We start from the raw sequence: 15,444 nt of genomic DNA, 5'->3' as shown, positions 1-15,444 counted from the left end.
AAAGTTTCACCAAAAGATGTCGTGTGAGGATGTGGTATGAGTATAAAGTTACGATTAATTTTATTGATTGGAGTTTTTGTCGGGCTGATCGCCTGTTCGGTTGTGGGTATTCACTTATGGGCAGCCGATGCAAAATTTGATTCTAATGTGATCAATATGGCCGGTCGTCAGCGCATGTTAACGCAGAAAATGACGAAAGAGATGCTATTTACTCTAGCAGGGCAAGATCAGCGTAAAGCGCTTGAAAAAACCAAAACACTGTTTCAAACAACGCTAAATGGCTTGATTAATGGAGACCCTGAAATCAATTTACCTCCAGCGTCATCTCTTGATATTGAAAAGCAATTAATCGTCGTTAAAAATCTGTGGCAGCCCTTTAGCCAGTCTTTAGATAAAGCCTTGGCAACTAACGACCCTGCATTATTAGCTATGCTAACGGCGGATTCAGTCACCATTTTAAAGGAAATGAATGCGGCTGTTAAAATGATGGAAAAAATTAGTCAAGAAAAAATCACTTTTTTGGAATTAGAAGCCATTGTTTTTCTGATTATAGGCATCATCAATGCGGCTATTGCTTATTTGATTATTGATAAAAAACTTATTCAGAAAGTGAAAAGTATTCAGAGAATATCGCAGCGGGTAATCGCTTCAAAAGACCTTACGCTTCGGGTTAACTTTACAGGCAAGGATGAGCTAGATTTAACTGCGCAAGCGTTTGATCACCTAATTGATGCTTTTGCACAATCAACGAGCGAAACCAAAGCATTAGAAATACAGTTACAAAAACAGCTTGGTAATGTAGTCAGTAATGCGAAGAAAAATCGTAACGATATGGATGGACAGCAAGGAGAACTCATACAAGTGTCTACAGCAATGAGTCAGATGGCCGAGTCCATTAACGAAGTTGTTGAAAATATACAGTCTGCAGCTAGTGCTGCAGGAGATACTCAGGAGTCAGCGGCGTCTAGTAGTGAGCTAGTTGAAAAGTCGATTCGCTTAACTCACAGCCTAGCGAATGAAGTCAACAAAGCCTCGGGAAATATCGAGAGCTTGGCTAAGGCGTCAGAATCAATCAGTGGTATTGCCGATACGATTAGCAATATTGCGGAGCAAACAAACCTACTGGCTCTGAATGCTGCCATCGAAGCTGCTCGTGCCGGAGAGCAAGGTCGTGGGTTTGCCGTTGTTGCCGATGAGGTGCGAACGCTTGCGCAACGAACACAAGTTGCAACGAGTGAGATCCACACGCTCATTAGTGACCTGCAAGACAGTACTAAGGCATCGGTGATCTCAATGGAAAATAGTCAAGAGCAATCCGAAGAGTGTGTATCGCAGTCAAAAGACATGAGCGAAGCATTAGGTAGTATTATTTCGTCTGTCGATCACATCGTTCATCTTAACCAAAGCATTGCCACGGCAGCAGAAGAGCAGAGCATGGTGTCAAAAGAAATTACCAATAATGTGAAAAATGTTGAGGATCAATCTTCCAAAACGTTATCGCGAGTCAATACATCGATTGATAAGGTCGATGGGCTGACTAACATGGCAGAGCAATTACGTGTGCAATTGGAGCAATATAAAATCGCTTAGGGTGGTTTTAGCATTAAGTAACATGCGTGCTATACGCGCACGTTACTTAATGCCTGCTTTAGTTTGTAAAGGTGCTCTTTAAGCCCCTCGCCTTTTTGTTGGGCAACCCCCATTGCCAGCACATCAATAACAACAAGGTGCGCCAGTCTAGAACACAAAGGCGTATACATTTCTATGTCTTCTTCGACATCAACATAAATAGGAATGTCAGCCAACTCAGCGATCGGTGTTTGATTAGGACAAATGCTAATGACCGTTGCTCCCGCCTCTTTTGCTAATTGGCTCGAATCTAATAAAGCCTTAGTACGCCCACTATGGGAGATGGCCACGACCACGTCGCCGGGTGATAGCGATGCGGCTGACATATTTTGAAAGTGGTGATCAGAGTGTGCGGCTGCTGATAACTGTAAACGGAAGAACTTGTGGTAAGCATCCGCAGCGACAGCCCCCGAAGCGCCGAAGCCAAAAAATTCAACACGAGAAGATGCGGTAATTGCCGTTACGGCCTGATGTAGATGTTCAATATCTACACTGTCGCGTACATTCAATAAGGTATCAATGGCGCCATCAAATACTTTTTTAGAAAAGTCGGCCGTTGAGTCTGTGTCAGTGACTGCAATTTGCCCAAAGCTGGGGCTAGATGCCAGTTGTTGAGCCAGCGTGAGTTTAAAATCTTGAAAGCCATTACAGCCAATCGCACGACAAAAACGAATGACCGTCGGTTCGCTCACTTCTGAGCGGTTAGCCACATCGATGACTCGCAAGTGGATCACATCTTGTTGGTGATTAAGAATATACTCTGCCACTTTCCGTTCAGACTTACGTAGTCGTCCCATGGTATTGGCGATATGCTGGCTAAGGAGTGCGGGTTTCATAATCGCCATTTAATCACTTTTTGTAGCAAAACTACAGAAAATCAACGTAAACTACAAAAACCTATCGGTAAGATATATTTTATATGGTGTCAGCTCTCAGCGGTCTCGCTCAACATTAAGTACCGAAGTTGGCTAGCATTCGGGTGTTAACACGTTATGATCACTTATATGATTCACTAAAACAGGGCTTATCGATGTTATTCACTGACACCTATTCTTCGCCGTTGGGTACATTGCTTATCGAAGCTTCTGATCAGGGGCTGACCCGTCTCGTGTTTATCGATACCGAACCAGCACCGTCTGGCAAACACGGTTCTCCAGATGGCGAAAACGTTGTTAACTCGCATACAAACCACGCAAAAAAAGAACTAGCTGAATATTTTTCTGGTCAGTTACAGCAATTTACCGTGCGACTTGACCCTAAAGGAACGGACTTTCAACGTGCAGTTTGGCAGTGCTTATCGCAGATTCCTTTTGGCGAGTCGGTGTCTTATCAAGATATTGCTAATAGTATTGATAATCCAAAAGCAGTACGTGCGGTCGGCGCTGCTAATGGCCGAAATCCTATTGCTATTATTGTGCCCTGCCACCGGGTGATCGGTAAAGATGGATCGCTAACTGGTTATGCCTGGGGTGTAGACGCAAAAGCGTGGTTATTGGAGCATGAAGCCAAGCATCGAGCGTTAGTCTAAAAAATATGAGTTAGTGCTCACTATATTTTCATGGGTTTATGAATAATAAAAAGGCTGAATAAATTTACAGTATTGGTAGAATAACTTTTTAATTTTATTCCATTGATTCTCGTAAATTTGACCCTCAGGCTTAGTATGGATGTCTCTTATCTCTTAGACCAGTTAAACGATGCACAACGTGAAGCCGTATCGGCTCCTGCTGGCAATCAACTCATTTTAGCCGGTGCGGGCAGCGGTAAAACGCGTGTGCTCGTACATAGAATTGCTTGGCTGATTCAGGTCGAGAATGTATCGCCCCATTCCATCATGTCGGTTACGTTTACTAATAAGGCTGCCCGTGAAATGCGTGGTCGTTTAGAAGAGTTGCTGGATGGTCGGTTGGTGGGTAATAGCCGCTCAATGTGGGTGGGTACGTTTCATGGTATTGCTCATCGATTGTTAAAAGCGCATTGGAAGTTGCTTGATTTACCGCAAAATTTCCAAATTCTTGATAGCGATGATCAACTGCGCTTAGTCAAGCGCGTCTGCCAAACCTTGCAATTAGATGATACGAAATGGCCGCCTCGCCAAGCGCAGTCCTACATCAATGCTCAGAAAGATGAAGGACAACGTCCGCAGTATATACAAGCCGGAGGTGATCCTTATGAAATGACTATGCTGCAAATTTACACTGCCTACGAAGAGATTTGTCGTAGCGGTGGCCTAGTAGATTTTGGTGAGCTACTGTTACGTGCGCACGAGCTATTACTCAATAACCCTGACATATTGCAGCATTATCAACAGCGTTTCCCGTTTATTCTTGTTGATGAGTTTCAAGATACCAACACCATACAATACGCATGGCTTAGAGTGCTGACAGGTAATACAGGCTGTGTAACAGCGGTAGGTGACGATGATCAGTCTATTTATGGGTGGCGTGGTGCAAAGATAGAAAATATACAGCGTTTCACAGATGATTTTGCGCAATCGCAAACTGTCCGACTTGAACAAAATTATCGCTCTACGGGCTTAATTTTAGAAGCAGCTAATGGTGTTATTCAAAATAACCTTGGCCGTTTGGGCAAAGAATTACGCACCGATGCTGGCGATGGCGAACCTATTAGCCTTTATGCGGCTTTTAATGAGCATGATGAAGCCCGTTTTATTGTGGAGTCTATAGAGCAGTGGGTACGGGCGGGTAATCGCTACGATAGCATTGCCATTCTCTATCGCTCTAACGCGCAATCACGGGTGCTAGAAGAAGGCCTATTACGAGAGCATATTGCCTACCGTATTTATGGCGGTCAGCGTTTCTATGATCGTTTAGAAATAAAAAATGCCCTCGCCTATCTGCGTCTACTCGTTAATAACCATGATGACACGGCCTTTGAGCGAGTGATCAATACCCCCACAAGAGGTATTGGTGGTAAAACGGTTGAACAAGTGCGGCTGTTTGCCCGCCAAGAAGGCTGTTCTTTATGGGCTGCGGCGCAGCGCATGGTCGATGAAAAAATACTGACCGCTCGCGCATCGGGCGCGGTAAACACGTTTTTACAACTGATTCGCCAACTACAATTACAGACAAAAGAGCAGAGCCTCGATGAGCAAGCCCAGCAAGTCGTTAATCAGTCAGGGCTTTATGATTTTCATAAAAATGAAAAAGGCGAGAAGGGTCAAGCACGTGCTGAGAACTTAGATGAGCTGGTCAATGCGTGCCGTGCGTTTAACCCTGATGATGTTTCGACACAAACCGATCAAGACATCACAGAAGATGTACCGCTGTTGGTTCAATTCCTAGATAGCGCATCTCTCGATGCGGGTGATGGCCAAGCAGATGAGTTTGATGACGCGGTACAGTTAATGACGCTTCACTCCGCTAAAGGGCTCGAATTTTCTCGTGTGTTTATGGCCGGTGTTGAAGAGAATCTGTTTCCACACCGGATGTCTGCAGATGATCCTGAGCGTTTAGAAGAAGAACGCCGTTTATGCTACGTTGGTATTACACGAGCCATGGTTAAATTGACGATTAGCTATGCAGAAACACGCCGTATGCACGGCACAGAAAATATTAACCGCGTGTCACGTTTTGTTAAAGAAATTCCCAGCCAGTGTATCAATGAAGTACGCTTAAAAACACAAATTCAACGACCTTTAGGTTATAAAAAACCAGCCACTGCGCCAGTATTACAGGATAAAGGTGAAGATTCAGGTTATTACCTTGGTCAAAAAGTACACCACAATATGTTTGGCGATGGCGTCATCACGCATTTCGAAGGACAAGAAAATAATATGCGTGTACAAGTTAATTTTGCTAATCAGGGGAGTAAATGGCTCGTTTTACAGTATGCCAATCTACAAGCGTTGTGACGCCTTTTTAAACATTTTTGCCCATAAAAAATACGCGTTAACCCGCGCACTGTCTAGCCTTGCCAAGCGGTACTTATCAGCTATAGTTTATAGAGAGTCTCTGTGTTTACTGCTTATTTATGTTGAATGATAGGCAGCAACGCAGCTACATTACTAACCCTATTTTATGGTTTTTGAATCGCCCGATGGCAGCTAACCATAAATCGTAGATCGCTGATGAGTTGTTCATGCCTGATTCTTCACCTATAAAAAAGCCGACGCGCAGTAATATTGGGTTGCGCCTGTCTTTTTATGTCGTGATGGTTTCATTATTTTTTGCCTCGATTGGCGTTGCCTCGTTAATTTTGATTGAATCAAGCCAGGCAGAGAAAGAACTCGTTCGTAAAACATCACAAATCATAGATACTATCGACCAGCAAATAGGACAAAGTCTTTGGGATGTTAATGAAAGCGCGATTCAATCGACACTGCAAAGTGTGGTCGAGTTGCCTTATGTCAAAGGAGCACGTATCGAAGCAGAGCGTGGGTTGGATGGGTTAGATAATCATTTTTATGCTGGTTTGCAATCAACACCGGACAAAATAGTTCGCAATATTACTCTCTATGAGCAAAAACTTGGTACTTTAACGGTCGGTTATGATGTTGAAGAGTTTAAGGCTCAGGCTTATATTAAACATCGATCGACAGTTTTTATCGTACTATTCATTATTGCGTTGATGTCATTGGTTTTCTATGTGATTGTTAATCGAGAAATTATTAATCACATTACAGCGATTAGTCGAATGGCCAAGTTATTTTCTTTCTATGACGCAGAAGAATTTTTTCCTGTTACCCTTCAAAGAACACCCAAAAATGATGAAATAACAGATCTTGTTGATGTAATAAATGAAGGTAGAAAATCAGCGGTTGAACTGTTACATACAAAAAAAGAATATGAAGAGCAAATGGCTTATCAAGCTAATTATGATTTATTAACCGGCCTACCTAATAGGCGCCACCTCTATGATTATCTCTACAAAGAACTATCTGAATATCATTCTGATAAAGGCGCTTTAGCCATTTTATTTGTAGATCTCGATGGCTTTAAGCAAGTTAATGACAGTATGGGCCATAGTATTGGTGATCGTGTTCTTAATGCTTGTGCGGTACGTTTACAAGAAGTGTCCCGCCTTTTTGGCGCCTATATCTCTCGATTAGGTGGCGATGAATTTGTCATTTGTTTTTACACCGAAGAAAACAAATCTTACATCGATGCAAGTGAAGCAATTATTGACAGCTTCGATGAAAAAATTAGTACGCAAGATATTCATGTAAAATTGGGCTGTAGTATAGGTGTAACGGTTTATCCGGATCACCAATCGCATGACCCTAAAACTATTTTAAACTATGCTGATAATGCTTTATGTAAAGCAAAGTTATCGGGGAAAAATACGTTTTATTGTTTCGATGATTCTGCTCGTGAAGAACAAGAGTTAGAAAATAAAATTAAAAGCAAATTACATAATGCGATAGAAAATAAAGTGTTTAGTATTAACTATCAACCCTTGGTTAATATTCAAACACAATCAGTAATTGGTTTTGAAGCGCTAATACGTTGGCATGATGAAGATATTGGTTGGGTAAGGCCTGATATTTTTATTGCTATCGCCGAAAAAATGGGCATTGTTTTTGAAATTGATCGTTGGGTTTTTGAAAAATCTATAGAACAAGTTTCGTTATGGCGTGCCCGGCTAAATCAACCTTTTATTCTTTCTATTAATTTTAGTCCGAGTAATTTTTATCATAATGATTTCTCGACGTGGATGTCTAACAACCAAATTATTACATCACAATGTCTTGACTGGATAGAATTAGAAGTAACAGAACGACTGATTCTTAATGACGACCCTATCGTGCTTGAGGGTATTAATAAGCTTCGTCAAAAAGGTATTCATTTCAGCATTGATGATTTTGGTATGGGCTACTCATCATTAGGTTACATCAAAAAATTTAGCCACCTTTTGTCAAAAATAAAAATAGATAGAATGTTTATTAACGAAATACTAGAAACAGATTTCGATATTGCCTTTGTAAAAAGCATTATGATGCTCAGCGATAGTTTAGGCCTGTCCGTACTTGCTGAAGGCGTTGAAGAGGAAGGGCAAGTGGATCTGTTGCGAAAAATTGGCTGTGAATACGCACAAGGTTATTTCTTTGCTAGGCCATTACCGGTATCAGATATGGTTGATTTTTTAGAAAGGTGGGAAGAAAAGTCTATTGCTGAAAAAGGTATTGTTATTGATCATAATACCGCATCAAAAAATGCAGCAGGTCGTCACCGTGACATGGATTAATCGGCTTTTATTATTGATAATAGTGCCCGGTTTAGTATCTTGCGGTGTTAACCTTGATGAAGAAAAAGCTTATGGTGTTATGGATAATGTTTATGAAGCTAGAAAAAGAGGCTCATTTTATAAAGAATTTAAAAATTATGATAAAGACGAATTCAAAATAGTCCCTTTTGAGGATGTCGCCATTACCCTAAAAACCGTTATTGGCGGTGCGGGCCAATTTTTATTGGCTAAGCACATATCCACTCGCACGGTACGTCGAAATCAAATTAGCGAAGGGCTTATTAGTTACGTTGTATTTACTTATGAAGTGAAATATTCACGACTTTCACTCACAGAATCCTACTTTTTTTTAGCGAGCTCAGAAACCCCCAAACTTGTATACATGACTTTACAGTTTTTATAATAATTATTTCCTATACTTTTTATAAATATCACCCAAAATAACTAAACTCATATAATTTTATGTCAAAAATAGCGTATACCAAATTACCGTATGCTTTGCTGTTGGGATAGCTGATAGAGATTTTTATATGTCGAGTCTCTCTATTTAAATGTAATCTGCTTGGGTATAATATTGTATTATATTATTTAGTAATTAAAGCTCACTTCTTATATAAGATAACACCCTTTTTTGACGGTTTTCGACATAACGGTAGCTTATACAATTAAAAAATATACCTATCTTTTAGATTTTTAATAAATATTATTTTAGAGAATAAATATGAATTTTTCTTCATTAGTGAAAACCATTATCGTATCCACCGTTATTATTCATATTATAGGATGTTCATCATCAAGAACCTTACCTCCACCGCCCCAGTTAGATAAAGTAAAAATCAATTATATTGAAGATGAGCTGTCAGGTTGGACTGATTTACCTATAGGTGTATACCGGGTGCCTAATAGTCAATCGTTAATTTCTGGTCATCAATCCAATGCTTCATTTGGTATACTTTTTGGTGTTCTTGGTGTTGCCATTCAGAGTTCGATCGAGTCATCTAAGGGTAAAACTAAAGTCGAAAAAAGTCGTGAGCTATTAACAATAACGTTAACTAAAGAAGCTAAAGAAATTACCCAAGAACTAACATCGTTGCCACAATTTTCTGGTGTCTTTACTGATATTGACTCTGAATCTGATACAACGCTAGATATACAACCAGCATTGGTTTTTACCTATCACGCTGATGATGAGGTAAAGCCTTATGTCTTATTGCAAGTTTCGTTAAAAGAAGAGTCATCTCAAAAATTATTGTGGAATAGTCGATATATAGCTTCGTTAGGACAAGGCAAGCCCCTTGTTGGTGACAATAGTTGGGAGTCTAATAGTGGAGAGTTGCTAAGAGAAAATATTTCACAGAATTTAAAGAAAGCGATTGAGGTGATGTTGAGCGATATATCATCACCGTATATTCGTGATGAAGAGAAGAAAATAACCGTACAAGGCCACCATCCCTATATGCGGAAAAAGTTTCAAACTTTTGGTTATGAGCTTTTTCAAGATGAAAGTTATATTGGTTATCTGCCATTGCTGGGTGATGCAGTCGTTTTTTCGGGTGTAAATATTATGGATAAAGAACATACGACAATACGCCCTTTTGAATCAGGAGATTCAGGGTTTAAAATTATTGAAGGTGAGACAGTTGAGGTTACAGTACCAAAGGAAAAACAATCGTTTACAGGCAAACCTCGTAAGCTTCCTTATGGTCGGCTATATGATTGATTTATTACAAAAAGATGATGAAGTTTCGTATTGTCAGCGATTGAAAAATGGATGTTAAGCGTACTTAACTCTTATTATGAATCCATCTTTTTCCCTATACGGTAAGCATCTACCGTGCTTGCCACCCAGACAATAACGACTATATTGACTGCAATATTAAGCATGTTGCCCTCAACACCCGGTGGTGTTGCGGTAATAGTCTCGACAATGTGTTTAATGTTAAAGGGAATTTCTCCGGTTGCCAATTGTTCGGAAAGAATATACGCACGCTTCATCATGCTGATAAAAATAACAAGCGCTGCAGCAGCGGCAATGCTAATAAATGTCCATCCAGATAGGTATCTTTTTAGCACAATATGCCCTGTGCCAGGAAAAACAAAAAGTGAAAGTAGCGAAGCACGTGTTGATAATTTCATAGTCTTATTTTCAAACATCCGTCGTTATTGTGTGAGTGTTAACCGGCGTTAAGTTAGCGTATTAAGGGCTTGCGTTTACAAGCGCCGGTAAAAAAATTTCGCTGACGAGTAATGGTTGGGAAGACAAATAAAAAACAGATCGCCGCCCCCAAGTCGTTTCTGGTAAAGCGTTGTCGCTCTTCGCTATCGTATCAGGTATATGATGTGGATATATTTTAGCGGCTTCTAAGTGCCCACGTTGCATGGTGGGGTCGGTAAATAATTGCTCGCCTAGTGGACGATTACCTAAATAATGCAATCGTCTTAGCGGGCCTTTTAGTGTACCTATAGGGATCGCTGTGCGTGCATATACCCATGGAATATTGTTTCCATAAAGTACCACTTCTCTGACAAGAGCCCACTGTTGGAGGGGGTTCTGCAATAAACTTTTTTCGGATAAGGGAATAGACCGAATGGATTGCCTTAACACCGAAACAGAGAAGTGCCCGTTAGCTTTGTTGACGAGTTTTTTAGTCAGAGAGCCGCTGTCTTCTACCCAATGCAGGTAGTCTGTGGGAATGGTGTGTCGCTGATGGGTAATCGGTTTCCAGGCGGGCTCTTTATGGTTACAAAATGCCTTTTTTTCTGCTGCTGAATGGACGGGCAAGCAAGAGGAGTCAAAAACGGGCAAAGGAAGGCAACCTATAGTTGTAATAGAGGCTGCTATTGTAGATTGTGCGATAAAGAAAGGTAAAGACTAGAATGACTATTCAGCGACGAATTCTCGATACTTATATTAACTAAAGGCATTAGTTACGGGCATTTATTGGCAAAGGGCGTCGTCGCCCTAAGTATCCGGGTTCATCTGTTGGGTCATGGCTTCCAGCATTTCGGTTGATTCCAACATAATATCAATCGCATCTGCCGCCTCTGCTCTATCTAACTTAAATTCAGCAAATAACTCGTCAGGAATAGGCTCACCCGACACACCTGTGCGTACGCCTTTTTCATTGAGTAGTTTACGGGTCAGATAGATTAGCTTCGCATATTCGCTATGCTCTTCACTGTAAGTAGGATCACTTTGATGTCTAATAGCGGCGCATACTTCTTCTGGCATATGCCACATTTCCATCAGCCATCCTGCCAGTTGGTCTCGACTAACCCCTAACATGTGTTTCTCAACCGATTGGGGGTTTGTATGGGTGTTTGTGTCTATTTCGTCACAAATGTCATCAAATTGCTGGCTAAAGACTTCGGCAATCACTAAGTAACCAAAATTGTGTAATAGCCCTGACAAATATGAGCAACCGTAGCTTGGGCGCTGTTCTCGAGGCATACAACTAATAATTGCCTCTGTGCAGGTGGAGACATATACGGCTTGTTGCCAGTAGGATAAACAACCCTCGGGGCGTCGATTAGGTAATTTTAGTGTTGAGCCTAAGGCTAAGCCCAGCGCTAAACTCAGCACCATTTCGAAGCCTAGTACTCTTACGATAGCATCGTGGATAGATTTGATGGTGCCTGGTGCAGAGTAGTACGGTGAAGATGCCCAGCTAACCACTTGGGCGGCGAGTGAGGGGTCCATTTCAATAACTTCACACAGGTCACTCACATCGGCATTGGGGTCAACACGTAGTTTAATAATGGCCTTTGCGGTAGCAGGTAAAGGCGGTAATTCTAAGGTTTCGTCTAAACGTTGTTTGATGCGGCGTTCGGTAAACGTCTCGACACTTTGGCTAATCGCTTTTTCATCAAGGTTTTTAGGGGTAGCACGATTCAGTTGATCAAGGGGTATAGAAATACGTTCAATAATGGTCGATTCGAGCAACTTTTTAAATGACTCTCCATCGACTTCAATATGTTCATTATCCACGCCAACACTGAGTAGTAGGGTGTCGGTTTTTAATAAGCGAGAATCAACGATGGTGGGTAGGTTGCCGAGCTTCGGCATCGCTACCATGGTATCTAGCCCAAGACTGTGAATAAACGTTTTTAACTTGTCACCTACAATCGGCTTGTAGGTTTCACCTAAGGCACTTTCTACAGCGCTTAAATCTAAAATGGTTTGTTTGGGGGTGATGGCCAATAGCTTTTCACCGTGGCTGCTCTGCAATAAATGTGCATTAGCACTTTGCGCATAGTGCTGCGGTGTAATGGACTGCACATCGCTACCGTTTTTCACAATGGGTGCAGCAGATAATGTCGCTAATGAATAGGAGACATTATGTTTTTTTAAGAGTTGTTCGATGCTAGCAGGGACAGTCACGTTGATTCCTCGGGGGTCAATATCATTCTCCCCTAAGTGTAGTTGAAGATTGACGCGCTGCTAGCAAATAGGGTGATTTAGTTAAGCTTGAGCATATTGGGCATTTTTACCTAGCCAGCGTGCGCTCAGGGCGCTGATATGTTGTGGGTGGTCGTTGATGATGGCATGCGCATAGGCATTCACTTGCGGCATTAAATAGAGATCGCGACGCAGGTCGGCTAGTGCAAAATCAATATCGCCAGTCTGTCGTGTACCCAATACTTCACCGGGGCCGCGCAGCGTTAAATCGATCTCGGCTATTTTGAATCCATCGCGTGTACTGCGCATGGCTTGCAGGCGCTCCTTGCCTTGTAATGAAACGTTTTCACCGTATAGCAATACACAGTGGCTGGCTTCGCTGCCGCGGCCTACGCGACCACGTAACTGATGTAGCTGGGCTAAGCCTAGGCGTTCTGGGTTTTCGATAATCATTAGACTCGCATTAGGTACATCAACCCCAACTTCGATGACGGTGGTTGCTACGAGTAAATCAATATCTCCGGCTTTAAATGCTTGCATCACCGCCTCTTTTTCGGCGGGTTTTAAACGTCCGTGTACCAAGCCAATGCTGAGTTCAGGCAGCGATTGGGTGAGTAGTTCAGCAGCTTCTTCTGCGGCTTGCGCTTCGAGGCTATCAGAGTTTTCGATCAGTGTGCAAACCCAATAGGCTTGCCGACCTTGTTGGCAGGCATGATTAATACGCGTAATAATATCCGCACGTCGTTGCTGGCTAATCACCACCGTTTCTACGGGTATACGACCCTTGGGTAGTTCATCAATGACCGAGTAATCTAAGTCGGCGTATGCGCTCATAGCCAAGGTGCGGGGTATTGGGGTGGCTGTCATGATGAGCTGGTGAGGCACCGGTGAATAGCTGTTTGAGTTCTCGCTTTGCTGATCGTCTTGCCCTTTGTCGCGCAGGCTTAAACGTTGATGTACGCCAAAGCGGTGTTGTTCATCAATAATCACCAAACGTAACTGATGAAACATCACGTCTGCTTGAAACAACGCATGTGTCCCCACAACGAGTTGTGTTTCTCCACTGGCCAGTTGCGCTAATTGTTCTCGTCGCTCTTTGACTTTCTGTTTGCCGGTGAGCCAGCCGACGGATATACCTAAAGGCGCAAACCACGCATCAAAATTATTACGGTGTTGTTCAGCGAGTATTTCTGTTGGCGCCATAATGGCGACCTGTTGCTCATTAGCGACGGCACGTAACGCTGCTATTGCAGCAACAACGGTTTTTCCTGAGCCCACATCACCTTGTAACAGCCGCATCATGGGCACAGAGCAGGCTATATCTTTACCTATATCGTCAATCACCCGTTGTTGCGCACTGGTCAGTGAAAAATGCAGTGAATCAATAAACTGTTGTTCAAGTCCGAGATGGGCCGGCAATGGGGTCGCGGCTTGCTGCTGGCGCTGTTCGCGCAATTGCAGCAAATTGAGTTGATAAGCGGTGAGTTCTTCCATAATCAACAGTTGTTGATAAGGGTGCTGCCCTTCTAACAGTTCAGCTAAGTCGGCTTCTTTTGGTGGCGAGTGTAAATAGGCGAGTGGCTCAAAGAGGCTATGCGTGCTGGTTGATAGTGTTTGTTTTGCGTCTTGTTTTAGTAATAAGGTTTCAGGTAATAAAGCAATAAAGCTAATAAATTCAAGGCTTTTAGAGAGAGTAAGCGCTTGCTTTATTAACGAGCGTAAACGGCTTTGGGTAATGCCTTCTGTGATTGGATAAATGGGGGTGAGCGTTTCTTCTAGCGGCTTGCTACCCGCAGTGGTTGAGAGTAATTGATACTCTGGATGGTATAGCTCTAGTCCAGAGGCACCTCGACGGGTTTCACCATAGCAGCGAATACGCGTGCCTTCGGTCATGGTATTTCGCTGTGCACTGGAGAAATGATAGAAGCGTAAGCTGATGGTGCCTGTGTGGTCTTGTACGCGGCAGATCATACTGCGCCGCTTGCCAAAGGCAATCGTGGTATTGCGAATATCTGCTTCTATTACGACACTTTGGTTAGGTTGAAGTTGTCCAATCGGTGTCACACGTGTGCGGTCAGCATACTGACGAGGCAAGTGAAATAAGAGGTCTTGTAGTGTGTAAATATTGAGCTTTTCTAATTTTTTAGCAAGCTGCGCCCCTACCCCCTTAAGTACGGTAACCGGTGATAGCACATGGAGTGCTGATAAAGGCTTACGGCTTGAATTAGACATATAAGGGTGGCGAGTAAAGTGTTATGACAAATTATGTCTTATCCGTTCGGTTCGCTTTTTGTCCTTGCTGGATGGCTGTTCGCAACACATCAACTGCTTTGTGGCGAGGGAAGCTAGCGCGCCACGCTAAACCCACAGTACGTCTTGCATTCACTTCGGTGAGTGGGCGAATTACTAAGGTATCGGGTGCGTAATTACTCATGGCGGCTGATTTAGGCAATATCGTAATACCGATACCTGAAGCGACCATGTGCCGCATGGTTTCCAGCGAACTGCCGGCTGTTGCGGTACGAATATTACCGCTATCGTCCGCTGCATGGGTCTTTATCGCGGGTAAGGCTTCTAGTATCTGATCTCTAAAGCAATGCCCTTCACCGAGTAATAAAACATTTTCTTCCGCAAGATCGGTAGCAGATAGCGCGGGTTTATCGGCTAGTGGGTGTGTTGCAGGTAACAGTGCAACAAAAGGTTCTTCATACAATGCTTGTGTGACGACATCCGCTTCGGTAAATGGAAGCGCAACAATGATGACATCCAGATCCCCTTTACGTAATTGCTGTCGTAACGTTGCGGTAAATCCTTCTTCAACAAACAGCGGCATCTTAGGCGCGATAGATTGTAATTGAGGAATAAACTGTGGAAACAAATAAGGCCCGATGGTAAAAATAGCCCCTACTTTTAACGGGCTACCGAGCTGATCTTTGCCAGAGGTGGCAATATCTTTAATACGTGACGCTTGTTCTAACACATTTTGGGCTTGAGCCACAATTTGCTCACCCATCGGCGTCGGTTGCACACGGGTTTTTGAGCGCTCAAAAAGTGCTACGCCTAGCTCTTCTTCTAGCTTTTTTACGGCAACACTGAGTGTGGGTTGTGATACATTACAGCGCTCAGCGGCCTGCCCGAAGTGCTGATCTTGTGCCAAGGTAACAATATATTTCAACTCGGTCAGTGTCATAAGGTTGGCTCATGTAATA

General features: G+C 42.7%; 12 protein-coding genes. 6 read left to right on the top strand and 6 right to left on the bottom strand.

What is annotated here, in order from left to right; all coding sequences use genetic code 11:
- Positions 1 to 36 precede the first annotated feature (36 nt).
- Positions 37 to 1,590, top strand: coding sequence for a methyl-accepting chemotaxis protein (locus ACZ5O6_RS12095; RefSeq protein ID WP_447092444.1), 1,554 nt, complete (start codon positions 37 to 39; stop codon positions 1,588 to 1,590).
- Positions 1,591 to 1,619: 29 nt separating this feature from the next.
- Here ACZ5O6_RS12095 and ACZ5O6_RS12090 read toward each other — a convergent pair whose 3' ends face one another.
- Positions 1,620 to 2,474, bottom strand: coding sequence for an SIS domain-containing protein (locus ACZ5O6_RS12090; protein WP_447092443.1), 855 nt, complete (start codon positions 2,472 to 2,474; stop codon positions 1,620 to 1,622).
- A 185-nt stretch (positions 2,475 to 2,659) separates the two neighbouring features.
- Between ACZ5O6_RS12090 and ACZ5O6_RS12085 the strand changes: the two genes are divergently transcribed.
- The 5 genes from ACZ5O6_RS12085 to ACZ5O6_RS12065 all read left to right on the top strand — a co-directional run bounded on the left by ACZ5O6_RS12085 (position 2,660) and on the right by ACZ5O6_RS12065 (position 9,556).
- Positions 2,660 to 3,157 (top strand): methylated-DNA--[protein]-cysteine S-methyltransferase, encoded by a 498-nt coding sequence (locus ACZ5O6_RS12085; protein WP_447092442.1) that lies wholly within the window; start codon positions 2,660 to 2,662, stop codon positions 3,155 to 3,157.
- Between the two features lie 135 nt (positions 3,158 to 3,292).
- Positions 3,293 to 5,503, top strand: coding sequence for a DNA helicase II (uvrD, locus tag ACZ5O6_RS12080; RefSeq protein WP_447092441.1), 2,211 nt, complete (start codon positions 3,293 to 3,295; stop codon positions 5,501 to 5,503).
- Positions 5,504 to 5,730: 227 nt separating this feature from the next.
- A complete protein-coding gene (locus ACZ5O6_RS12075) occupies positions 5,731 to 7,836 on the top strand; it encodes a putative bifunctional diguanylate cyclase/phosphodiesterase (RefSeq protein WP_447092440.1) in 2,106 nt (701 codons plus the stop codon).
- Positions 7,823 to 8,239, top strand: a complete 417-nt coding sequence (locus tag ACZ5O6_RS12070; RefSeq protein ID WP_464283518.1) for a hypothetical protein — start codon at positions 7,823 to 7,825, stop codon at positions 8,237 to 8,239. Before ACZ5O6_RS12075 ends, ACZ5O6_RS12070 begins: the two co-directional genes overlap by 14 nt.
- A 318-nt stretch (positions 8,240 to 8,557) precedes the next feature.
- Entirely contained in the window at positions 8,558 to 9,556 is a 999-nt protein-coding gene (locus tag ACZ5O6_RS12065; protein WP_447092438.1) for a hypothetical protein, read from the top strand.
- Positions 9,557 to 9,630: 74 nt separating this feature from the next.
- Here ACZ5O6_RS12065 and ACZ5O6_RS12060 read toward each other — a convergent pair whose 3' ends face one another.
- The 5 genes from ACZ5O6_RS12060 to ACZ5O6_RS12040 form a co-directional block, all read right to left on the bottom strand.
- The gene (locus tag ACZ5O6_RS12060) at positions 9,631 to 9,972 is read right to left on the bottom strand and encodes a hypothetical protein (protein WP_447092437.1); all 342 of its coding nucleotides are present in this window, start codon (positions 9,970 to 9,972) and stop codon (positions 9,631 to 9,633) included.
- Between the two features lie 61 nt (positions 9,973 to 10,033).
- Positions 10,034 to 10,642 carry a chorismate--pyruvate lyase family protein gene (locus ACZ5O6_RS12055; RefSeq protein ID WP_447092436.1) on the bottom strand — a complete coding sequence of 203 codons (609 nt, stop codon included), beginning with the start codon at positions 10,640 to 10,642 and terminating at the stop codon, positions 10,034 to 10,036.
- A 156-nt stretch (positions 10,643 to 10,798) separates the two neighbouring features.
- Positions 10,799 to 12,217, bottom strand: a complete 1,419-nt coding sequence (locus ACZ5O6_RS12050) for an HDOD domain-containing protein (RefSeq protein WP_447092435.1) — start codon at positions 12,215 to 12,217, stop codon at positions 10,799 to 10,801.
- An 81-nt stretch (positions 12,218 to 12,298) separates the two neighbouring features.
- Positions 12,299 to 14,467, bottom strand: a complete 2,169-nt coding sequence (gene recG / locus ACZ5O6_RS12045; RefSeq protein WP_447092434.1) for an ATP-dependent DNA helicase RecG — start codon at positions 14,465 to 14,467, stop codon at positions 12,299 to 12,301.
- Between the two features lie 31 nt (positions 14,468 to 14,498).
- Positions 14,499 to 15,425: a hydrogen peroxide-inducible genes activator gene (locus ACZ5O6_RS12040; protein ID WP_447092433.1), complete on the bottom strand. Its 927-nt coding sequence runs from the start codon at positions 15,423 to 15,425 to the stop codon at positions 14,499 to 14,501.
- Positions 15,426 to 15,444: the final 19 nt, after the last annotated feature.

Source organism: Eionea flava (assembly GCF_055393785.1).
The sequence above is the reverse complement of the archived record's forward strand: the minus strand, read 5'-3'. Positions and strand labels throughout refer to the sequence as shown.

Bases quoted from the DNA above. Each gene is read 5' to 3' on its own strand.
- ACZ5O6_RS12095 (WP_447092444.1), top strand. From the start codon at position 37: ATGAGTATAAAGTTACGATTAATTTTATTGATTGGAGTTTTTGTCGGG.
- ACZ5O6_RS12090 (WP_447092443.1), bottom strand. From the start codon at position 2,474: ATGGCGATTATGAAACCCGCACTCCTTAGCCAGCATATCGCCAATACC.
- ACZ5O6_RS12085 (WP_447092442.1), top strand. From the start codon at position 2,660: ATGTTATTCACTGACACCTATTCTTCGCCGTTGGGTACATTGCTTATC.
- uvrD (WP_447092441.1), top strand. From the start codon at position 3,293: ATGGATGTCTCTTATCTCTTAGACCAGTTAAACGATGCACAACGTGAA.
- ACZ5O6_RS12075 (WP_447092440.1), top strand. From the start codon at position 5,731: ATGCCTGATTCTTCACCTATAAAAAAGCCGACGCGCAGTAATATTGGG.
- ACZ5O6_RS12065 (WP_447092438.1), top strand. From the start codon at position 8,558: ATGAATTTTTCTTCATTAGTGAAAACCATTATCGTATCCACCGTTATT.
- ACZ5O6_RS12060 (WP_447092437.1), bottom strand. From the start codon at position 9,972: ATGAAATTATCAACACGTGCTTCGCTACTTTCACTTTTTGTTTTTCCT.
- recG (WP_447092434.1), bottom strand. From the start codon at position 14,467: ATGTCTAATTCAAGCCGTAAGCCTTTATCAGCACTCCATGTGCTATCA.
- ACZ5O6_RS12040 (WP_447092433.1), bottom strand. From the start codon at position 15,425: ATGACACTGACCGAGTTGAAATATATTGTTACCTTGGCACAAGATCAG.